Annotated in this window: 17 protein-coding genes; 14 read left to right on the top strand and 3 right to left on the bottom strand. The window is 34.1% G+C overall.

Translation table 11 applies throughout. The annotated features are described in order from the left end of the window. The first annotated feature begins 39 nt into the window (after nt 1-39). The 8 genes from BUB95_RS09650 to BUB95_RS09615 all read left to right on the top strand — a co-directional run bounded on the left by BUB95_RS09650 (nt 40) and on the right by BUB95_RS09615 (nt 8649). Nucleotides 40-2412 (top strand): heavy metal translocating P-type ATPase, encoded by a 2373-nt coding sequence (locus tag BUB95_RS09650; RefSeq protein ID WP_073085922.1) that lies wholly within the window; start codon nt 40-42, stop codon nt 2410-2412. A gap of 79 nt (nt 2413-2491) precedes the next feature. Next, entirely contained in the window at nt 2492-2656 is a 165-nt protein-coding gene (ccoS, locus tag BUB95_RS09645) for a cbb3-type cytochrome oxidase assembly protein CcoS (RefSeq protein WP_073085920.1), read from the top strand. 29 nt (nt 2657-2685) lie between these two features. After that, nucleotides 2686-4878 (top strand): cytochrome-c oxidase, cbb3-type subunit I, encoded by a 2193-nt coding sequence (gene ccoN, locus BUB95_RS09640; protein ID WP_073085918.1) that lies wholly within the window; start codon nt 2686-2688, stop codon nt 4876-4878. A gap of 5 nt (nt 4879-4883) precedes the next feature. Continuing rightward, nucleotides 4884-5069, top strand: coding sequence for a cytochrome C oxidase subunit IV (locus BUB95_RS09635; protein WP_073085916.1), 186 nt, complete (start codon nt 4884-4886; stop codon nt 5067-5069). Then, entirely contained in the window at nt 5066-6034 is a 969-nt protein-coding gene (locus BUB95_RS09630) for a cbb3-type cytochrome c oxidase N-terminal domain-containing protein (protein WP_073085914.1), read from the top strand. The genes BUB95_RS09635 and BUB95_RS09630 overlap by 4 nt, the downstream gene beginning before the upstream one ends. A 29-nt stretch (nt 6035-6063) precedes the next feature. Next, nucleotides 6064-7488: a cytochrome c oxidase accessory protein CcoG gene (ccoG, locus tag BUB95_RS09625; RefSeq protein WP_073085912.1), complete on the top strand. Its 1425-nt coding sequence runs from the start codon at nt 6064-6066 to the stop codon at nt 7486-7488. A gap of 10 nt (nt 7489-7498) precedes the next feature. Continuing rightward, nucleotides 7499-7945 (top strand): FixH family protein, encoded by a 447-nt coding sequence (locus BUB95_RS09620; RefSeq protein WP_073085910.1) that lies wholly within the window; start codon nt 7499-7501, stop codon nt 7943-7945. Between the two features lie 2 nt (nt 7946-7947). Further along, complete coding sequence (locus BUB95_RS09615) at nt 7948-8649, top strand: sulfite exporter TauE/SafE family protein (protein WP_073085908.1); 702 nt, start codon at nt 7948-7950, stop codon at nt 8647-8649. Nucleotides 8650-8777: 128 nt separating this feature from the next. On the opposite strand, the gene BUB95_RS09610 is transcribed toward BUB95_RS09615, so the two are convergent. Both BUB95_RS09610 and hemN read right to left on the bottom strand, forming a co-directional pair. Next, complete coding sequence (locus tag BUB95_RS09610) at nt 8778-9611, bottom strand: universal stress protein (RefSeq protein ID WP_073085906.1); 834 nt, start codon at nt 9609-9611, stop codon at nt 8778-8780. Nucleotides 9612-9644: 33 nt separating this feature from the next. Then, the gene (gene hemN, locus BUB95_RS09605) at nt 9645-11009 is read right to left on the bottom strand and encodes an oxygen-independent coproporphyrinogen III oxidase (RefSeq protein ID WP_073085904.1); all 1365 of its coding nucleotides are present in this window, start codon (nt 11007-11009) and stop codon (nt 9645-9647) included. 88 nt (nt 11010-11097) lie between these two features. Between hemN and BUB95_RS09600 the strand changes: the two genes are divergently transcribed. The 6 genes from BUB95_RS09600 (at nt 11098) to BUB95_RS09575 (ending at nt 19897) form a co-directional block, all read left to right on the top strand. Further along, complete coding sequence (locus tag BUB95_RS09600) at nt 11098-11586, top strand: YdeI/OmpD-associated family protein (RefSeq protein WP_073085902.1); 489 nt, start codon at nt 11098-11100, stop codon at nt 11584-11586. Between the two features lie 53 nt (nt 11587-11639). Next, the gene (locus tag BUB95_RS09595; RefSeq protein ID WP_449488977.1) at nt 11640-12224 is read left to right on the top strand and encodes a superoxide dismutase family protein; all 585 of its coding nucleotides are present in this window, start codon (nt 11640-11642) and stop codon (nt 12222-12224) included. A gap of 75 nt (nt 12225-12299) precedes the next feature. After that, on the top strand, nt 12300-13898 hold the full coding sequence (locus tag BUB95_RS09590) for a tetratricopeptide repeat protein (RefSeq protein WP_073085898.1): 1599 nt from the start codon (nt 12300-12302) through the stop codon (nt 13896-13898). 112 nt (nt 13899-14010) lie between these two features. Next, entirely contained in the window at nt 14011-18471 is a 4461-nt protein-coding gene (locus tag BUB95_RS09585) for a carbohydrate-binding protein (RefSeq protein WP_073085896.1), read from the top strand. Nucleotides 18472-18579: 108 nt separating this feature from the next. After that, nucleotides 18580-19107: an RNA polymerase sigma factor gene (locus BUB95_RS09580; RefSeq protein ID WP_073085894.1), complete on the top strand. Its 528-nt coding sequence runs from the start codon at nt 18580-18582 to the stop codon at nt 19105-19107. Between the two features lies 1 nt (nt 19108). Continuing rightward, nucleotides 19109-19897: an anti-sigma factor gene (locus BUB95_RS09575; protein ID WP_073085892.1), complete on the top strand. Its 789-nt coding sequence runs from the start codon at nt 19109-19111 to the stop codon at nt 19895-19897. Nucleotides 19898-20029: 132 nt separating this feature from the next. Here BUB95_RS09575 and BUB95_RS09570 read toward each other — a convergent pair whose 3' ends face one another. Beyond that, nucleotides 20030-22255 carry a TonB-dependent receptor gene (locus BUB95_RS09570; protein ID WP_143185585.1) on the bottom strand — a complete coding sequence of 742 codons (2226 nt, stop codon included), beginning with the start codon at nt 22253-22255 and terminating at the stop codon, nt 20030-20032.

The raw sequence follows: 22255 nt of genomic DNA, 5'->3' as shown, positions 1-22255 counted from the left end.
TATTCAGACTTTTGTCTCAGGTATAAATAAGCAAGTTGAATGGATACTAACACCTGTTATCACTGTGGTGATGATTGTGGGAAATCACCTATAAGTTATCAAAAAAAATATTTTTGCTGTAATGGCTGTAAAACTGTTTTCGAAATTTTTAATGAAAACGATTTAACCTGTTATTACGATTTACAAAATGCACCTGGCGCCATACCAAAAGAAGTTGAAGGCAAATACGATTTCTTTTCTCAAGAGAACATTGTAGAAAAACTCACAGAGTTTAGAAGTGACACGATTGAAATCGCTACGCTATACATCCCACATATACATTGTAGTTCTTGTATCTGGATACTAGAAAACCTCAACAAACTCAATCCAAGTATTACAGACTCACAGGTGAATTTTGGCAAGAAAACAGTTAGAGTCACCTACAAAAATGAAGAAACAGACCTTAAATCAGTAGTACTCTTATTAAGCACTATTGGTTATGAGCCTTATATTAGTTTAGATGACTTTAGTACAAAAAAGAATCATATCAATCGGTCATTGATATACAAATTGGGTGTCGCTGGTTTTGGTTTTGGAAACATTATGTTTTTGTCCTTTCCTGAGTATTTTGAAGTCAATGAATTTTGGTTAGAACAATACAAACATCTGTTTAGATGGTTAATGTTTGCACTATCATTACCCGTAGTTTTTTACTCTTCTCAAGACTACTTTATTTCAGCCTACAAAGGCTTAAAATCAAAACTTCTAAACATCGATGTACCTATTGCTCTTGGTATTAGTGTACTATTCATTAGGAGTACAGTAGATATCGCTTTAGATTTAGGTTCTGGTTTTTTTGATAGTTTAGCTGGGCTCGTTTTCTTCTTATTGGTAGGGAAATTTTTTCAGCAAAAAACTTATGATTTTTTATCCTTTGAACGCGATTATAAATCTTATTTCCCAATTGCGATTACAAAAATTAAAAATGGAGAAGAGACTAGCGTTCAGGTATATGATATAGAAAAAGGAGACCGACTTCTTATAAGAAATGAAGAGCTTATTCCTGTTGATGGAATTTTAATTAATGGACGTGCTAAAATAGATTACAGTTTTGTTTCTGGAGAATCGCAACCCGTAACTAAACATTCTGGAGACAAGCTCTTTGCTGGTGGTAAACAAACCTCTGGCGTCATAGAAATTGAAGCGCTTAAATCTGTTGAACAAAGCTATTTAACGCAATTATGGAGTAATGATGTTTTCAACAAAAACAAAGAAGAAAGCTTTAAAAATATTACCAATTCTATAAGTAAACATTTTACGATTGTTATTTTGAGTATTGCTTTTATCGCCACAGTTTTTTGGCTGTTTTATGATGCAACAAAAGCAATGAATGTTTTTACAGCAGTATTAATTATTGCATGCCCTTGTGCTATAGCCTTGTCTGCGCCTTTTACATTTGGAAATTTATTACGCATTTTCGGTAACCTAAAATTCTATATAAAAAACGCTAGCGTTATAGAGCAATTAGCACAAATTGACACTATTATTTTTGATAAAACCGGAACCATCACCTCCAACAAGTCAAGCACTGCGGAGTATGAAGGTGAATTACTTTCAGATAGTGAAACATCCATTCTAAAAAGCTCGCTACGCGGTTCTAATCACCCATTAAGTCGTACACTCTATGACATATTAAAAGCAAATGATATTGTAAGCTTAGATACGTTTGAAGAGCACGTAGGAAAAGGGATTGAGGCTAAATACAAATCAAAAGAACTAAAAATTGGCTCAGCCCAATTTGTAGGAAACACAAATACTGATACCATTTTAAATACAACGGTACATATTAGCAGTAACAATACTTATAAAGGAAAATTTATATTTTATAACAGTTACAGAGAAGGCGTTTCAAAACTGTTTAATCAGCTTAAAAAACAATTTGACTTGGCAATCCTTTCGGGCGATAATGAAGGTGAGCGAGAAAACCTAAAAAAACTTCTTCCATCCAAAACAAAGCTAATCTTTAATCAGAAGCCAGAAGACAAGTTAGAATACATTAAATATCACCAAAGTGAAGGCGCAAAAGTATTAATGATTGGTGACGGATTAAATGATGCTGGTGCTCTTGCGCAGAGTGACGTAGGTATTGTGATTTCTGAAGATGTAAATGTCTTCTCACCTGCTTGCGATGCAATTTTAGATGCTTCAAAATTTAAAAATTTATACAATTATATAAAGGCTTCAAAATCGGCTATTTCGATAATTAAATGGAGTTTTTTACTGTCGTTTTTCTACAATGTTATAGGCCTATATTTTGCCGTAACTGGCCAGTTAGCGCCTGTTATTGCAGCGATATTAATGCCTTTAAGTTCAATTAGCATTGTGGTTTTCACAACGATTGCAACTAATCTTTTAGGACGACGATTAAAATGAGAAAATTAATTAGATATGATAAAAGTCATGTTTTTAAAAAGGGTTCAACAGTATTTTTGAACCATAACTTCAAATAGGTATGAGCGTTATATACATTTTACTTGCTGTAAGCATTATTGTTGCTATTGTATTCTTTGCAGTCTTTGTTTTTGCTGTAAAATCTGGGCAATATGATGATAGCTACACACCGTCTGTACGTATGCTTTTTGAAGATGAATTAGTAAAAGCTAAAAAAGAAAAATAATTCAACTAAATAAATCAATTACACTAACTATGGAAATTCAACAATTTTATTACGATAACAAAGTCGTTAAAAAATTCCTCTATGCTACTATACTTTGGGGAGTTGTTGGAATGCTGGTAGGGCTTATACTGGCATTTATGTTTTTATTCCCAAACATGACCGATGGCATATCCTGGTTAAGCTTTGGTCGTTTAAGACCATTGCATACCAATGCCGTTATTTTTGCATTTGTAGGTAACGCTATTTTTGCCGGAGTCTACTACTCCACGCAACGTTTACTTAAGGCAAGAATGTTTAGTGACTTCCTAAGTAATTTTAATTTTTGGGCATGGCAATTACTTATCGTGGGTGCTGCCATTACATTACCATTAGGTTATACCACATCGAAAGAATATGCGGAATTAGAGTGGCCTTTCGATATTGCTATTGCTTTAATCTGGGTCGCTTTTGGTGTTAATCTTATTGGTACTATACTAAAACGTCGTCAACGCCATTTATATGTAGCAATATGGTTTTATCTAGCTACGTTTGTTACTGTAGCAGTACTTCATATTTTTAATAGTTTAGAATTGCCAGTTAGTGGTTTAAAAAGTTACTCTGTTTATGCAGGTGTACAAGATGCTTTAGTACAATGGTGGTACGGACACAATGCTGTAGCATTTTTCTTAACAACACCGTTCTTGGGCTTGATGTATTACTTTGTGCCTAAAGCCGCTAATAGACCAGTATATTCGTACAGACTTTCCATAGTTCACTTTTGGTCTTTAATATTCATTTACATCTGGGCTGGACCACACCATTTATTATATACAGCTTTACCAGAATGGGCACAACACTTAGGCGTAGCCTTCTCTGTAATGCTTATTGCACCTTCTTGGGGTGGTATGATTAATGGTCTTTTAACCTTACGAGGTGCTTGGGATAAAGTACGTACAGACCCAGTTCTAAAATTTATGGTTGTTGCCATCACAGGTTATGGTATGGCCACCTTTGAAGGTCCTATGCTTTCGCTTAAAAACGTGAATGCAATTGCCCACTTTACAGATTGGATTATTGCCCACGTTCACGTCGGTGCTTTAGCTTGGAATGGTTTCTTGGCCTTTGGGATGATTTACTGGTTAATTCCAAGATTATTTAAAACCAAACTTTATTCTATTGGCCTGGCAAATATGCACTTCTGGATAGGGACTTTAGGTATCATTTTATATGCTTTACCAATGTACGTTGCTGGATTTACACAAGCGAGTATGTGGAAACAGTTTCAACCAGACGGAACAATCGTTTATGGTAACTTCTTAGAAACCGTAACCGAAATTATGCCAATGTACTGGATGCGTGCTATTGGAGGTACACTATACATCGCAGGTATGCTCATCTTAGTTTACAATGTTATTCTAACGGTAAGACGTTCTGGTGAAAAAGTAACGGATGAATTGGCTGAAGCACCAGCATTACAACGCGTGTCTAAGCGAAGAGTTGCTGGAGAAGGCTGGCACACATGGTTAGAGCGCAAGCCTGTTCTATTAACTATCTATGCTACAGTAGCCATCTTAATTGGAGGTATTGTTCAGATTATTCCAACCTTAGTTGTAGAATCTAATATTCCTACAATCAGTAGTGTAAAACCATACACACCATTAGAATTGGAAGGTAGAGACATCTACATCCGTGAAGGTTGTGTAGGCTGTCACTCTCAAATGGTAAGACCTTTTAGAAGTGAAGTGGAGCGTTATGGCGAATACTCAAAAGCTGGGGAATATGTGTATGACCATCCATTCCTTTGGGGAAGTAAACGTACTGGACCTGATTTACATCGTGTCGGTGGAAAATATACAGATAGTTGGCACTTAAGTCACATGTATGATCCGCAAGCCATGAACGAAAAATCTATTATGCCAAGATATCAATGGTTGATTAGAGACGAACTTGACAAATCCATGACCGAAAAGAAAATGGAAGCTATGGTAACACTCGGTGTGCCTTATACTGATGAAGATATTGCAAATGCGCAACAATCTATGCTAGAACAAGGTGCACAAATAGAGAAAAATCTATACGATGACCCTGATTTTGTAAAAAGTTACGAAGCAGATAAAGCAGCTTCAGGAGCTGATTTTGTAGAAATGAAAAATCGCGAAATCGTTGCCATTATAGCTTATTTACAGCGCTTAGGCACTGATATAAAAGTGAAAGAAATCTTAGAAGAAACCGCTCAAAACTAAAAACCATGCTAAAATTTGTAAAAGGACATATGGAAAGTATCACTGGTATAGAAATATACCCATTGATATCCTTACTTATATTTTTCATCTTTTTTGTAACCCTATTTTACTGGGTATTTACAGCCAAAAAAGAGTACATCAACACCGTGAGTAATTTACCATTAGACAACCAAAACGACACAGAATCATGAGAAAGTTAATCCCATCATACATAAGAGTACCTCTAATATTCTTTATTATAGCTGGACTCACCGAATATTTTGTAGACTCAGGAGACCAACCAGCGTTTATGGAAAACCCTGTAGTAATTGTATTTCTATTACTCGTTCTGCTAATACTTATTGCCATAGAAGGCATTGTAGGCTCAATTGAGAATGTGCTTTACCAAAGTTTAGACGAAGAAGGAAAAGCACGTTACGATGCAAAACAAACAGAACCTTCTAAGTTAGTACTGTGGGTAAAAGACGCTTACAAAAAACTTCTAGGCTCAAAACCTATTGAAGAAGAAGGCGAAATCATCCTTGACCATAATTACGATGGTATAAAAGAGCTTGACAATAATCTCCCTCCGTGGTGGGTATATAGTTTTTATATCACCATAATTTTTGGAGTGATTTATATGATACGCTATCATGTATTTAACGCAGATGACCAGTTTGCAGAATATGAAATTGAATATGCAGAAGCACAGCGTGCCATTGAAGAATACAAGAAAAACGCAAAAGATTTGGTCGATTTTAATACGGTAGAACTATTAACAGATGCTTCAGATTTAAAAGCTGGCGAAACTATTTTTGTTGCCAAATGTGCGGTTTGTCATAAAGCTGATGGCGGGGGTGGTATCGGACCAAACTTAACTGATGACTATTGGATACTCGGTGGTGGTATTAAAAATGTTTTCAAAACCATTTCTGAAGGTGGACGTTCTGGTAAAGGCATGGTATCATGGAAAAAAGAAGGTTTAAAACCTTCTGAAATGGCACAGGTAGCAAGTTATGTATTACAATTTCAAGGTACTACACCAGCAGAACCTAAAGCTGCCGAAGGTGAAATCTGGGTGGATGAGTCTGCTCCTGAAGAAAATACAAATACGGAAGAAGCACCTAAAACTGAAGATACTGAAGTTATTGAAGTTGTAGAGGCTACAGAAAACTAAAATGAATAAATCAACCAGTAGCGTAAAAAATGGAAACTCCAGCAAACGAAGTCTTTAGAGATTCTATTGGCACCATCAATGAAGATGGCAAACGCAACTGGATATTCCCCAAAAAACCATCTGGTCCATTTTGGGAAAAGCGCAAATTAGTTAGTTATGTTTTATTAGCATTTCTATTTGCTTCGCCATTTATTAAAATAAATGGTAACCAATTTTTGATGTTCAATGTATTAGAACGACGTTTCAATATTTTTGGTTTTCCGTTTTGGCCGCAAGATTTTCATTTGTTTGTTATATCAATGATTATCATAGTCATTTTTATTACACTATTCACAGTAGGTTTTGGTCGTATTTTCTGTGGTTGGTTATGTCCACAAACCATCTTTATGGAAATGGTTTTTAGGCGTATTGAGTTTTGGATTGATGGAGACAGAAACAAACAACGTAAACTCGCAAAACAAAAATGGGATGGAGAAAAAATCAGGAAGCGTGTTTTAAAGTGGTTTATCTTTTTAGTGATTTCATTTTTAATTGCTAACGTTTTTTTGGCCTACCTTATAAGTGGTGATAAACTTATAAAATATATTGTTGAAGGACCTTTTAAGCATCTAGGCACGCTTATACCACTAATAATTTTCACTGGGGTATTCTATTTTGTTTTTGCATGGTTTAGAGAACAAGTTTGCATTATTGCATGTCCTTATGGTCGACTACAAGGTGTACTCTTAGACACAAAATCTATTGTTGTTGCCTACGACCATAAAAGAGGCGAAGGCGAAAATGGGAGAAAGTCTTTCAGGAAAAATGAAGATCGAGAAGCTTTAGGTCATGGAGATTGTATAGATTGCTTTCAGTGTGTACACGTCTGCCCTACCGGAATAGACATTAGAAATGGCACGCAATTAGAGTGTGTTAACTGTACAGCTTGTATTGATGAGTGCGATACAATTATGGAAAAGATAAATCTTCCTAAAGGACTCATCCGTTATGCTAGCGAAGAAAACATAGAGAAAAAAACCAAGTTTAAACTCACAGCTCGTATGAAAGGTTACATAGCTGTACTAGTTATCCTAACTGGTATTTTAATTGGGATGCTCGCCTTACGGAATGATGTTGAAGCCAATATACTTAGACTACCAGGACAACTCTATGAACAAAAAAGCGAAACAATAATTAGTAACGTTTACACTTATAAATTAGTAAATAAAACATCTGAAGATATTGAAAACATCAGCTTTAAAATCAGAAATATGGAAGGCGAAGTAAAACTCGTTTCCAACTCAGATAATTTAGTTTTAAAATCACAAGATATCGCAGAAGGCACATTATTCATCGAATTGAATAAAACAGATTTGTCTGGAGATAAAAATAAATTAACCATTGATATTTATAGCCATAATAAACTTATTGAAACCACAAGCATTGGTTTTTTAGGACCTAGAAGCTATAATTAAACAAAAAAAGATGAAAATAAATTGGGGAACAGCAATAGTAATTGCATTTGTTGGGTTTATATCCTTTATCATGTATTTTGTTATAAACATGAGTACTAATGATAAGTATAATCACGATTTAGTAACTGATGATTATTACCAACAAGAGCTCAAATATCAAGAGGATATTGATAAGGTAGAAAATGCTAAAAAACTATCAGAAAACATTAGCTGGAAAAAAACAGAAGAAGGTATTGTTTTAAACTTCCCTCAAGACTTAAGTATAAAAGATATTAAAGGAAAAGTGTTCCTATATAGACCATCTAATAAGCAACTAGATTTTGAGATACCTATCTCATTGTCTAATCACAACTTGCTCATACCTGACAATCGTTTATTAGATGGTCGCTGGAACATTACTATAGATTGGTCCTACAAGACTGACGAATTTATGTATAAAAACGAATTTAATTACTAAATATGATAGCTACGGCATTTGCATTAGGGCTTTTAGGGAGTTTACACTGCGTAGGTATGTGTGGCCCTATAGCTTTTATGCTACCTGTTGACCGTTCTAATTCTTTAAAAAAAATAACCCAAATTGCCATTTATCATTTTGGTCGATTATTGGCTTATAGTCTAATAGGTTTAGTTTTTGGCATTGTTGGCAAAAGTCTTTACATCTTTGGTTTTCAGCAACAATTATCTATTGGCATTGGTGTATTGATGATTGCTTTAGTCCTAATCCCCTATAAAACTATAGGAAAGTATAATTTATCAAAACCTATGTATCGTATTATATCTAAAGTAAAATCTTCTTTAGGAGCTGCATTAAAAAAGAAAACCTCGGACACATTTTTAACTATAGGCTTCCTGAATGGTTTTTTACCATGTGGTTTGGTTTACATGGCTGTTTTTGGATCTATAGCCACGGGAAGTTTAACTTCTGGAAGTTTATACATGGTTCTCTTTGGTTTAGGTACTATTCCTTTAATGACCTCAGCAATTTATTTTGGTAAGTTTCTAAATAACTCTATAAAACAACGTATACAAAAAGCAATTCCAGTATTTGTAATTATAATAGGTACTTTATTTATTCTAAGAGGTTTAGGACTTGGAATTCCTTATATCTCACCTGAGCCTTTTGTAGAAACGGCATCAGGACAGATGAATTGTCACTAAAATTTCCCTTCTTCAATTTTCCTCTTATACTATGAGTTACACAAAAACGCCAAGACCTTTAAGGGTCTTGGCGTAATTGCGCTTGAATCCAAAAAAATACTAACCAAACATTGAAAAAGAGTCAAGCATTATATTTTAAATGTCATTACTGGCAACGTAGAATGATTAGCAACATCTTCTGAAATACTTCCTTCAAAGAAGTGCGCTAGGCCTCGTCTACCATGTGTTGCAACAGCCACCAAATCAGCACCAATATTATTTGCATAATTAAGTATGCCCTTTTCTACAGAATAATCTGAAACTACTGTAACATCTGGATAAGTCTCTAAATCTCCATCTGCTCTTTTAAGAAATTTACTTACTAGAACATCAATCTCTGTAGAGCTCTTAAATCCATTATCTGGTGTGTTTACATATAAGATGTGCATTTTAGAGTCTAACTTTTCAAATGTGCTTTTTGCTCTTAAGTAAGCTTCAATAGCGTCTTCTGAAAAATCAGTTGCAAAAATTCCTGTATTAAACTCAACCAAAATAGGATTGTGCTTAACTACTAAAACTGGCACATTTGAATAACGTACAACACGTTCTGCATTAGACCCAATGATAACATCTTTAACTCCACTTGTACCATGCGAACCCATTACAATCATATCTATATTATGGGCATCAATAATTTCATTTATTTCCTTAAACACTTTAAAGTGTTTTATAACGGGTGTTATTTCTATCCCTTCAAGAAAATTTCTATCCAAAAAAGTATTCATTTTCTTCTCAGCTAGTTTGTAATAAAACACACCTTCTTCATTTAAAGTTGCTGAACTGGCAGTGTATATAGCATTAGATAATTCTAACATGTGTAACACATAAAGCTCGGAACCATGCTTTTTTGCTATGGCTGCAGCTGTTTCTAGGGCATTCTCTGAGTGCTCCGAAAAATCAATGGGTACTAGTATTTTTTTCATAATCAATTGTTTTAAAGGTTAATAAATACTGTGCTATATGGTCATTGAAAATAACTGGTTATCAGGACGTTTTCGCTGTAAAAGCAAATCAAATGCCATACATATGTTTCTTATAAATGGCTTACCTTTTTCGTTTACGACTAAGCCTTTATCTGTGAAAGTGATTAAACTATCTTTTTCTAGTTCTTTAAGCTTTATGAGAACTTCAGGAAGTTCATCAAATTGCGTTTCTTTTGTTTCCCAATTGGTTTCGAAATGACACATTAAATTGAGAATGTGTGTTCTAATTTTTAAATCTTCGTCATTAAGTATATGCCCGCGATATACTGGAAGAATATTTTCTCCTAAAAGGTGGTAATACTCTTCAATAGACTTTACGTTTTGGGCAAATCCATACCAACTATCTCCTATAGAAGAAACGCCTAGACCTATCATTGCTTGTGTTTTTGAAGCCGTGTAGCCCATAAAATTTCTATGCAGTTTATTAGTCTGCATAGACTTATAAAGCGAATCGTTTGGCAGAGCAAAATGATCCATACCAATCTCTGTATAACCGATATTTTGTAACATAATTTTACCCGTATCATATTGTTGTCGCTTGTCCTCTGCTTTTGGCAAATCTTCGTCCTTAAAACCGCGCTGTCCATTTCCTTTAATCCAGGGTACATGCGCATAACTGTAAAATGCTATACGATCTGGTTTAAGCATACCTGTTTTCATAATGGTTCCTATAACATCCTCTTTAGTCTGAAACGGAAACCCGAAAATTATATCGTGACCTACAGAATTATACCCTATAGCTCTTGCTAAGTCTGTAGCTTTTTTGACATTTTCAAAAGGTTGAACACGATTGATAGCTTTTTGAACTTTTAAGTTATAATCTTGTACACCAAAACTTACACGTCTAAAACCTAAATCGTAAAGCGTTAGTAAATGAGCTTCTGTAGTATTGTTTGGATGTCCTTCAAAACTGAACTCGTAATCTTTAGCTAAATCTGATGTTGCTAATAATTCAGATATTAAAAATTTGAGATTTTCAGAAGAAAAGAACGTTGGTGTACCACCTCCTAAATGTAGTTCTTTAATTTTTGGTCTGGCCTTAAATAGTTTTAGATATAGTCGCCATTCTTTTAATACTGCTTTTATATATGGTGTCTCTAAATCATGACGCTTGGTTATGCGCTTATGGCAACCACAGAAAGTACATAGACTCTCACAGAATGGTAAATGGATATAGATGCTTAGACCTTCATCTGCATTACTCTCATCAAAAGATTGCTTTAATGAAGACTCCCATTTTTTCTGAGAAAACGTGTCAATATTCCAATAAGGTACTGTTGGATAACTTGTATACCTTGGACCTGCCACGTTATATTTATTAACTAGTGATTTGCACATACCTATGTTTTAACATTCAAATTTACTGGGGCATATGCAGATAAAACATGATATTTGTCATAATAGGCTTAACCAATTAATTTAGATTATGATTACAAGCCAAACTTTTGAAACACAACTCGCCGATAAGCAATCCGTTATTATTCCTCAAGAAGTAGCATTATTATTCTATAATGCTGGTCATAAACGGGTAAAAGCGAAGGCCATATTCGAAGAAAAAAACATAGCCTTTTATGCTGCGCTGAAAAGAGAAAAAACAGGTATATTCAGAATATATTTTAGCAAGGCAAAACAAAAAGAGCTCGAAATTTTTCCCAATGATTATTTTAAAATCATACTTTCTGAAGACCAATCTAAATATGGTGTAGAACCCTGTGAAGAGTTTGAAGCCGTTATGCTTAGCGATTACGAAGCTTATGAAATTTTTGAAAGCCTTACACCAGGTAAAAAACGAAGTATAATTTATGCCATAGGAAGATATAAATCTTCTCAGACTAGAATTGACAAAACATTACTATTTATAAACAACCTAAGACGCGGAATTTTTGACCCAAGGCTTTGGTTAAAAGGAAACTAGTATTTGCATAGCCCAGTCAATCTGCTTAACTTTACTACAAACCAAAAACATTAATGATGAAACATCTTAAACAAACCGTATTTCTATTTGCTTTAATGACTATTGTTGCTTGTAAAAATGACAAGAAAACCGAAGAGGTTATTGAAGAGGTTGAAGTTGAAGAAATAAAAACTCCAGAAAGTACCACAAAAAAAATGACGATTAGCCTTTCTCCAAAAAGTGATAGTAATGTTGAAGGCACCGTGTATTTTGAAGAAATAAATGGTTCTGTAGCCTTTAAAGCTGAAATGACAGGCTTAACTGAAGGCACTCATGCTATTCACATTCACCAAACTGCGGATTGCTCATCTGCCGATGGAAAATCTACAGGTGGCCATTGGAATCCTACAGCACAACCACATGGAAAATGGGGTGACGAAGCTGGTTATCACAAAGGAGATATTGGTAATTTTGAAGTTGGTGCTGATGGTAAAGGAGCTATAAAAATGTCTACTGATGAATGGTGCATAGGATGCGGAGACGACAACAAAGATATTTTAGGCAAAGCCATAATTGTACACCAAGGTCAAGACGATTTTACATCACAGCCATCTGGTGCGGCTGGCGCTAGAGTGAGTTGTGCTGGAATTATTGAATAAAGGCTATCTTTTTATGATAGAGTAATTTTATTTTCTATAGTAACAGAAGCGAAATTTTACACTGATAGATACCACATGAGTAAGTTTTTTATTGCATTTTTTCTCTTAGTATGTTGCAATAGCTATGCTCAAAAAGAGATGGATTCTTTGCGCATTGTATGGACTAACACCAACGAAGATAATTCTAAAAGGTTTAAGGCTATTGGTGCTTATTACAAAGAGTACAGCAACTTTCAACTCGACTCAACTCTTAACTTAGCAAACTATCACTATAACTTAGCTAAAACAAATAATAACAGGAATCAAATGGTAGTGGCCCTGAATAAAAAAGCTAATATCATTTGCCTTTTAAATGATTACAAAGGAGCCTTAAAATATTTCAATGAAGCTGAGAATTTAGTTAATAAAATTGAAAACAATAACTTAAAAGCCCTTGTCATTGGGGATAAAGGAATAGCATTATCTAAACTTGAACGGTATTCTGAAGCTTTAAAGCAATATACTAAGGCCCTAGAAACATATAAGGCAGGCGAAAATAAGCTTGGACAGGCAAGAATGCTAAATAACATTGCCGGCATATACTACATAATAGAAAATTATGATTTGGCATTAAAGTATTATGGCGAATCGTTAGGTATTTTTAAATCTTTTGAAGAATCAAACCGAAGAATAGCTGTTTTATATCTGAATTTAGGAAACATAAATCAAAAGAAAAAAAAATATCCTGAAGCGCTATCTAATTTTAATCAAGCTCTTCAAATTTCTAAAGACAATAAAGACACCTATTTTATTGCCGCTGGAAATTACTCCTTAGCATCTTTATATGACGAGATCAATAATTTAGAGTTAGCAAAATCTTACGCTTATAATTCAATTGACACAAAAAAAAAATTAAATAATGAAGCAGATGTAAAAGAAGAGACCTTATTATTGGCAAAAATAGAATTTGAAGAAAACCCCAAGTTGGCCGAAAAAGAAGCTGAAAAATTATTAAATAAATTATCAGAAAACTCGAGTAATTCCTTCAAGAAAAATCTTTACAAATTATTATACGATTGTTACAAATCTGGAGGCAGCACCAATAAAGCTCTTGAAGTTTACGAGAAATATGTTACCATCAACGAAAGTATAAATGAAAGAAAAAATAAACTATCCTTGATTAGAGAGGTTATTAAAAATGATTTTGAAATCCAACTTTATGAAACCCAACTTAAAAATGATAAAATACAATCTGAACTTAGAGTAAAACAATTACGAAATATATTTTTAATACTCTTTTTTTCTGGATTAATAATTGGCGGGGTAACACACTATTTTAGGGTTCAAAATTTAAAAAACAAATCTAAATTAAAAGAATTATTGCTTGAGCTTGAACAATTAAAGTCTTCAAGAGATTTTAAAATTACTTCTTCTGAAGAACAGAAATTTCTCGATAGAGAAAGGATTGAAAAATCTATAGAAAGAAAACTTAATGATACGGATTGGAGAGTTCTTAATGTTCTTATTAAAGACCCTGTAATTCAAAATAAAGAAATTGCAAAAGAAGTATACTTAAGCGTAGACGGTATAGGTTCTTCTCTGAGACGTATGTATGATTATTTTGAGATTAGAGAAACCAAATACAAAAAAATTGCACTTTTAAATGATGCTGTAAAACGGTCTAAGGCAGCATAAAAATAAAACATAACTTTCCCAAATATTTACTTCTTATTTGTAAAAAAATAAAATCACCCCTAGGCGTGAAGCATTTTTTATTCTCTTATAATACTTTCGAAAAAAACTTATTATGAGAAATATAAAAACACTTCGCAAAAACTTTTTAAGTCTATTTCTAATTGTATCAGGATTATTATCTCAAGCACAAACTCCTAATTGGACGCAGTTAGAACTTTCTTTAGGACAACCCAATCTAGAGTTTAATCCATTAAAAGGAATTGCCTCAAACTTTGGCGATGATAATGGATTCCCTTCAAGTATTAAAGGACAAGTATTTCAGTTTGGTGCTTTATACAATGGTAATGAGTTCAACTTTACAAAAATTGACAGCTTACTAAATGCTGAAGCAGAGAAAGGCCGTTTTACAATACTTCAAATTAATATAGATGATGGTCTCTTTATTAACCCAGCAGACCAGACAACGCTGGGAGATGGTACAATGACTTATCCTGGTAAAAAGAACGACTTACCAGATTTCTTAGATGCTGTTGATAGACTTTATTATTTGGGCGGAGATGATGATTTTTTAACCGAAAACGACTTAGTAAATAGAGTTTTTAAAGCAGTTCCAGGAGACGAACAAGGGAATCCTTCATTAGTTGTTAACTATAACGACCAACTTCTTATGGACACTATAGTAGCCCTGATTCAACAACTAGGTGAAAGATACAATAATGACAAGCGTCTTTTTGCCATTGGTTGGGGATTTTATGGGATTTTTGGAGAATTACAATTAGGATCAGGAAAATTTTGGATTGACCAAATACCAAATCCAGATGGAGGAAACTATCAAATTACAGATTGGGAAATGACATTCGAAAATCAAAAAAGAATATCGGATGCATATCTCGAATATTTTCCTGACAAATATATTTTAGCTCGCGATGGCACTATACCGTCTTCTAATGAGTTTGGTTTTAGCGACGGACTATATTTTGGTGCATCAGTAGCTGATGATGGATCCTTTTCTTTTTTATCCGGTTTGGAAGAAAATAATGTAGATAATAATTGGAAACGACAAATTATTGGTGGAGAAATGGATCCTTTTGTACAACCGCACGTGTGGGGTAATATACCAGTTAGCGCAAGCGAGTCAAGACCTTTTGTAAACTTAACTAACACAGGAGATCCGACATTAACTAACGAAAGACCACAAAATGTTCAAGAAATAATTGAACGGACGCATATATCTTTTGTTTACCAAAATTATATGTTTAAAGCTGGAGAAGTTGGACTTAGAGGTCGGAATCACAGAGCAGCAGAAAGTAACAGTGCTTTTGACCTTGCCAAATATAAGTTTCAAAATATCAATAATACCGTATTTTGGGATAATGCCTTAATTGCTGTAAAAAAAATGGGATATACATTTCATGTAAATGAATATAACCTATCAGCCAGCGATGGTAATACTGCTATTGAGATGAATATCAAAAATACCGGAGTTGCCCCTATGTATGCCAACTGGGATGTAGAATTTGCATGTTTAGATGCAAATAATACATTAGTTACATTAGGTAGTACAAGTACTTGGAATCTTGATAAAATTCTACCTGGACAAAATATTATTAATAATCGTCAATTTATTTCAGATGTAGTTCTGCCTGAAGGCAATTACAAAGTCTTGATGCGCGTAATTAACCCACTTAACACAGACCTGACATTTGCCAGTGGAGTAAGCGGAATAGAAACTAGAAATTATGAAACCGGAAAACCTTTAAGATTTGACAATGCCTCCCAAGATGCTGACTTAGATGGCTGGTTAACAATTGGCGTAGCTCAACTTGATGCTAATGGTAATTTTGGCAACTTTCCTCAAGAAACTACAAGTCTAACAGCCAATCCATATCAAACAATAATGCCTTTGAAAGGCCTACAAGAATTATCTGTTACGGCACTACCAAACGACACCAATTACATTTGGACCTCTAATTTGGAAGAAATTGCAACAGTTAACCAAAATGGAGAAGTTATAACTTTTAACGAAACAGGAGACGTCATCATTAAGGCAACAACACTAGATGGAAGCCTCGAAGTAGAATTTCCGATAACAATTAATAATTTCACAGAAATACCTAATAGGATTGAAGCTGAAGACTATTCTGAAGCTATTTTTTCGGATTCAAACGGTGCATTCTCAATTGAAACAAATGCAACTTTGAGTGATACAGGAAATCCTGCACTTGGTAATTTGCAACCTGGTGATGTTATAAAATATAATGTTACAGTAACTAATCCGCTTGGTGAAGACTTTTACATGAATTTTAGAGCCTCAGTGAATTTTAGTGGCCCAGGACCTACAGCAAATAAAGTCAGAGTATTTAATGAGCTTAACGAAGAAATTACAACAGTAGATTTTTTAGTAAATCAAGGAGATGATGCTGGCAATTTTACAATATACCAAAGCTCAGAAAGTACACCTTTTTTCTTACCTGAAGGCAATCATATAATAAGTCTCGATGTAACAGCTGGTAATTGTAACTTTAATTGGGTTGAATTTGTTAAAGTAGATTATGAACCTAAACACATAATTATTCCAACACCAGAAAACGAAACTGTAAATCCTTCGAGATACACTCAAATTTCAGGTATAAATGTTGAAGAACAAGCACCAGACAATATTAAAGTATTAACCAATTTATTTGACCAAGGAGATTATGTCGAATATCAGGTTAGTGCTGTAGAATCTGCTTTATATCAAATAGAGTTTAATGCTGCTACATCATTAAACTCTGGAGAATTTAAAATCTTTAAAAACGGTAATAACACTTTTGAAAGTGTAATATTTACTAGTTCTACAGAAACGCAAACCTACATCTCTAACCCAATTTTTTTAGAACAGGGTGATACTAGTTTAAGATTTGTTGGTGGTGGAGCAAATGTGTCTAACTATACTTCTGTATTAGAATCATTAAGATTTGTTAAAGTCGAAGACGAGGATGGGCCACAGCTAATCCAAGATGGTTTTTACACAATTAAATCATTAACTGATAACTTTTTAACGGTCAATCAAAGTGGTGCTTTCGTTACAACTCAAACAGAAGTACCAACAGAAAACGATAATACTGCAAAGTGGCAATTTACTCATCTTGGAGATAATATATACGCTATTAACTCTCCAAATTATAATGCAAATTATCTAGGCGTACCTATTGGAGCGTGCATTACAGAACAAATTGCTGTTACGGAATCTGCCAATGCAACATTAGACAATTTTAGATGGAAGGCAACAGAATTTAATGGTGCTCTTATGTTCAATGTGGTAAATTGTACAGAGAAATTAGGTGTTTCTGAAGCAAATACAGATAATGTAAATGTTACAAATACAGCAGCTAATACAGATAATCAATCATTCATATTAACACCAACTACCTTTACGCCGAGTATTATATTCGTCTCAATTCCTAATTTAGGTGATGATTTAATCCAAGCAGAAGATTATGTTGCTATTTCAGATATTGGTGGATTTGATGAAGAAGTAGCCCCTCAAGATGAGCCAGATGGCGGATTAGTATTAGCAAATATTCCTGATAATGGTTTTATAGAATTTGCGGTTGAAGTCAGCGATGTAACCAATTTTGTACTAGAAATACGTGCTTCCAATCCATTTGGTGCTTGTTGTGCCAATATAAATATTAGTGATAAAATCAGTGATACCGAATTTGTACCACTGGTAGCAGGAATGACTTTTGACCCATCAACAAATGATTTTGATGTATATGACACCTTTACATCTAGTGAGTTTGAATTACAACCAGGAGAACATATTATAAGAATTGATGTAACAAATAGTGCATTCAAACTAAATTGGATAAAGTTCGTAGAAGTCATAGAAGAGCCTATAGTCTATGTTGCTATCCCCAACCTAGAAAGTGAGGTTATAGAAGCAGAGGATAATGTTGGCACTTCAAATATCGGAGGTTTCACTGAAGAAGCAGCTCCAGTTGATGAGCCAGGTGGTGGATTGGTATTAACAAATGTCCCAGACAACGGTTTTATAGAATTTGCTGTTGATGTAAGCGAAACCACAAATTTTGTCATAGATATTCGTGCTTCTAATCCTTTTGGTGGATGTTGCGCCAATATTAACATAAGTGACAAAATTAGTGATACGGAATTTATGCCGCTAGTTACTGGATTTGTGTTCAATTCATCTACTAATAGCTTTGATACGTATGATACATTTACTTCTAATGAATTTGAACTAGAAGCAGGCCAACATATTATTAGAATCGATGTTATAGCTAGTGCTTTTAATTTAAACTGGATAAAATTTAGAGCTAATAATACTTTAGGTTCTAATGAATTTACTTTAGAGAATGAAGTCTCAGTATTTCCAAATCCTACATCTAATGCTTTACACATTTCATCATCCTTACAGCTCGATACTATTACACTCTACGATTTTCATGGTAGAGAAGTTTTAAAAACTAATAAAAATATAATTAACATGGCGTCTTTGGCTTCAGGAGTTTATCTATTAAATATTAGCGTTAATAATAGAATAATCACTAAAAAAGTTATTAAACAGTAACATTAATACGTTGGTAATTCTGGATACTAATTATTGATTTAAAGCCGCTAAGTGCGGCTTTTTTTATAGCTAATATTTCTTTATTTTCGCTAAGCTTAAAAAAGCTGTATGAATCTCGAGCAACTCATATTACAATTTCAAAAAAAGGACGCTAAAGCCTTTGAAACTCTGTACAACATGTATAGTGATAGTATACATGGTGTTGTCTATAATATTGTAAGAGATTCAGCAATTAGTGACGAAGTGGTTCAAGATGTTTTTTTAAAAGCATGGAGTAATGCTGAATCTTATTCGCAAAAAAAAGGCCGCTTCTTTACTTGGGTACTTAATATTGCTAGAAATGCGGCCATAGATAAAATTAGGTCAAAAGCATTTAAAACATCTAAACAAAACTTAGATGTCGATTTTTTCGTAGATATCATTGCAGGAAATACCAATTTAGAAAATCAAACGGACGCTATTGGGATTAAAAAATTTGTTTCCCAACTTGGAGAGAAATGCAAATTGATTATTGAATTTTTATACTTTAAGGGTTACACTCAAAAAGAAGTTGCCGAAAGTTTAGAAATACCCATTGGTACTGTTAAAACAAGAAATAGAAGCTGTATTCAAAAACTAAGGGATATTGTTTTATAATATGGATATAAAAGCATACATAGAATCCGGAATATTAGAGCTTTACGTTGCTGGCCAACTTTCTGAAAAAGAAAATCAGGAGGTATACGAGCTTATGCAACAACATCCTGAACTGCTTAAGGAAGTCCTAGAAATAGAAGCCTCAATTGTAAAACTTACTGCAGCAACTTCTCCTAACTCTGTAAAATTTGATGCTTTTAAAGACAAGATTACTGATGCTAAGGTTATTCAACTGAACCCTAAAAAGACTGATTGGGTAACGTATTCTGGATGGGCAGCCTCAATAATTCTTGCAGGTGGATTAATATGGACACTTAATAATAACACAGAGCTAACTAACCAAATAGAAACAGTCTCTACAGAAAGGCAATTGCTTGAAATACAAATCGAAAAAGCTAGAGATAATCTCGCAGAGACAAGACGTCTGTTAGATGCGCTTAGAACAAAAGATATCTTAACAGTGCCTTTAAATGGTCAAGGTAATTATGATTTTGCATATGCAAAAGTCTATTGGAATAAAAATGACAATACAATTTATCTGGATGCTAAAGGATTACCAAATGCTCCAGAAGGAAAAGTTTGGCAAGTATGGTCGTTAACATTAAATCCGCTAACTCCAACTAGCCTAGGAATTATTGATAATTTTAATACTGACGATAATAAAATATTTGCCATTACCAATACTAATGAAAGTCAGGCTTTTGGTATAACCTTAGAGCCAGATGGAGGCAGCGCCTCTCCTACTATGGAACAGCTTTACACCCTAGGTGTTGTAAATACGGCGCCTTAAAAAAAACACCCACTATTTCTAGTGGGTGCCTCAACTAACAAAACTCAAAAAACAGCATTTTTCAATGCTAGTGATTCCCTTAAATCACTACTGTTAGTTATCAATCAATCAACAAAAACTTTTCTTTTTCTTTTAAAAATTATAAGTAATCTGCCCTTTAATAAAAAAAGGCGTTCCTGGCGTAAAATGAATTTCTTCGACTGGCGTAACTTCATTTTGCAATCTAGACGCTGTTGCAAATTGTGTTTCGTTCCAATCGACGTCAAATAAATTTTCAACCGTTAGACCTAATGTGATATCTTTCCACTTGTAATTGATATTAAAGTCTGCAACTGTATATCCTTCGGCGACGATAGAATTGTCCTCGTTTGCAGGTCTATCATCCAAATAACGTAATCGTAATCCTCCAGAAAAACCATAATAATCGTCTACAGATAGACCTGCAGTTAAGGTAAAATCTGGTGCCAAAGGAATAAAGTCTTCACCACTTCTAGCGTCTAGGCTTCGTGCTTTTGTATATGTTGCATCTGTATCAAAAAATAGGTGGGTTGTAAACTGGTAGCGTAAGCCTAAATCTATACCCATACGCTCAGTCTCACCACTTGGCTCTACAATACCAGCATCGCCTACATAAACAAATTCTTGTTCTAAAAATAAGTACCATAGAGCCGAATTAATCATCAGTTTTGGCAAAGGTTTCCAAACTAACCCTAAATCTGTTCCATAAGATTTAGGCAAAATTTCTCTTCCATTATTAGCAATAACGACTCTTGTATCGTTAGAATGGAAACCAATACCTGATTTTGAATAGAGCTGCAAATTACTATTGGCGTTGTAGTACATGTTAAGCTTGGGGTTCAGTGTCGTTTTAGTTTCTGCTTGCGTTTCAAAATTTTGCTGTAATTGATCGTTGTACAAAAACTTAAAATAGTCCAATCTAAGGCCAGGGACAATCCGGAAATCGCCAAAATCGAATTCTGCCGAAGCAAAAGCGCTAACGTTAGTTTGATTAATATCACCTAATTGAACGTTTTCTAGGGTTTCAGTTCTATTTCTCGTTTTTGATAGTTCTACATCATCGACATTATCATGTCTTAATCCTACACCGGCTGTGAGGTTAAATTCAGTCTCTCCTAAATATGCACTATGATGTATGCTGGTATTAAATCCAAAAATGTTTCGGTTTTCTTTTTGTCTTATCTGATCGCCATTTATTGGATCTTCCAGAAAAAATGTGAAATTAGAATACAGCTCAAAAGCATAGTGCGAATAAAATGCATTGGCTTTTAGCGTTGTGGCATCATTGATATATTTATGAAAAGCTACATTAAAGTTAGTTCGTTCTGTGGTGCCGCCTTCGGTATCGTCGATAGCACCAAATCTGGAAATATTACCATTGTTAACTTCTCTTGTTGGTATCTGTCCAGAAGCATCCCAACGGCTTGTAAAGTGCGATGATGTTAAGGTAACTTTACTGTTATCTTGAGTACGCAAAATATATTTTCCAAATAGATTTAAACGATTGAAATTTTGTGGAGAATCGAATGGGCCATCAGTTTCGATGTACTCTAAAGCCAAGTAAGCGTTTTGGTCTTTTTTATTTTCTAAAAGGTCAAACAACCCTACTGTTCTTAATGTGTTAAATTGCCCTAAAGAAAAAGAAACACTGCTTTCTTTTAGATAATCTTTGGTTTTAAAATTAACATAGCCTGCAGTATTAAAATCGCCCTTATCCGCATAATAGCCACCTTTACCGAAGTCAATTGCATTAAGCGTCTCAGGTATTACAAAATGTAAATCACTGTAACCCTGGCCATGAGCATGAGATACCATATTTACCGGCATATCATCTACAGAAATTGTAATATCTGTACCGTGGTCTATATCAAATCCTCTAAGGAAAATTTGTTCTGCCTTTCCACCTCCAGCATGCTGCCCAATGAACAATCCCGGTACTTTTCTTAAAATATCTTGTGATGAATTTACAGGTGTAACTTTTAAGTCTAAACGCGCAAGTGTGCTTGCCGCGTCTAATTCTTCTTTTATTGTAAGCTCATCAAGCTCAAAAGCTTTTTCATTTAATAAAATTGTTAGGTTATCTGTAGATTTTAAGACAACTTCTAAAGTCTTATAACCTAATAAGCCTACTTTTAGTGTATCACCCATTTTAGAATTTGTAATTACAAAACCACCAATTTCATTAGTATGGGCATGGGTTTTAGAATTTAAATTAAAAACGTAAGCAGATTCTAACGGTTGACTGTTAGCATTTACGACAAGACCTTTAATATTCTGTGCATATATGCTTGAAGACATCAATACAAATACGAGCATGGATATAAATGTTCTTATCTTCAT

The organism is Winogradskyella jejuensis, from assembly GCF_900129745.1.
Taxonomy (GTDB): domain Bacteria; phylum Bacteroidota; class Bacteroidia; order Flavobacteriales; family Flavobacteriaceae; genus Winogradskyella; species Winogradskyella jejuensis.
The sequence above is the reverse complement of the archived record's forward strand: the minus strand, read 5'-3'. Positions and strand labels throughout refer to the sequence as shown.

Coding starts and splice junctions, on each gene's coding strand:
- BUB95_RS09650 (WP_073085922.1), top strand. CDS start 40: ATGGATACTAACACCTGTTATCACTGTGGTGATGATTGTGGGAAATCA.
- ccoS (WP_073085920.1), top strand. CDS start 2,492: ATGAGCGTTATATACATTTTACTTGCTGTAAGCATTATTGTTGCTATT.
- ccoN (WP_073085918.1), top strand. CDS start 2,686: ATGGAAATTCAACAATTTTATTACGATAACAAAGTCGTTAAAAAATTC.
- BUB95_RS09635 (WP_073085916.1), top strand. CDS start 4,884: ATGCTAAAATTTGTAAAAGGACATATGGAAAGTATCACTGGTATAGAA.
- BUB95_RS09630 (WP_073085914.1), top strand. CDS start 5,066: ATGAGAAAGTTAATCCCATCATACATAAGAGTACCTCTAATATTCTTT.
- ccoG (WP_073085912.1), top strand. CDS start 6,064: ATGGAAACTCCAGCAAACGAAGTCTTTAGAGATTCTATTGGCACCATC.
- BUB95_RS09620 (WP_073085910.1), top strand. CDS start 7,499: ATGAAAATAAATTGGGGAACAGCAATAGTAATTGCATTTGTTGGGTTT.
- BUB95_RS09615 (WP_073085908.1), top strand. CDS start 7,948: ATGATAGCTACGGCATTTGCATTAGGGCTTTTAGGGAGTTTACACTGC.
- BUB95_RS09610 (WP_073085906.1), bottom strand. CDS start 9,611: ATGAAAAAAATACTAGTACCCATTGATTTTTCGGAGCACTCAGAGAAT.
- hemN (WP_073085904.1), bottom strand. CDS start 11,009: ATGTGCAAATCACTAGTTAATAAATATAACGTGGCAGGTCCAAGGTAT.
- BUB95_RS09600 (WP_073085902.1), top strand. CDS start 11,098: ATGATTACAAGCCAAACTTTTGAAACACAACTCGCCGATAAGCAATCC.
- BUB95_RS09595 (WP_449488977.1), top strand. CDS start 11,640: ATGATGAAACATCTTAAACAAACCGTATTTCTATTTGCTTTAATGACT.
- BUB95_RS09590 (WP_073085898.1), top strand. CDS start 12,300: ATGAGTAAGTTTTTTATTGCATTTTTTCTCTTAGTATGTTGCAATAGC.
- BUB95_RS09585 (WP_073085896.1), top strand. CDS start 14,011: ATGAGAAATATAAAAACACTTCGCAAAAACTTTTTAAGTCTATTTCTA.
- BUB95_RS09580 (WP_073085894.1), top strand. CDS start 18,580: ATGAATCTCGAGCAACTCATATTACAATTTCAAAAAAAGGACGCTAAA.
- BUB95_RS09575 (WP_073085892.1), top strand. CDS start 19,109: ATGGATATAAAAGCATACATAGAATCCGGAATATTAGAGCTTTACGTT.
- BUB95_RS09570 (WP_143185585.1), bottom strand. CDS start 22,255: ATGAAGATAAGAACATTTATATCCATGCTCGTATTTGTATTGATGTCT.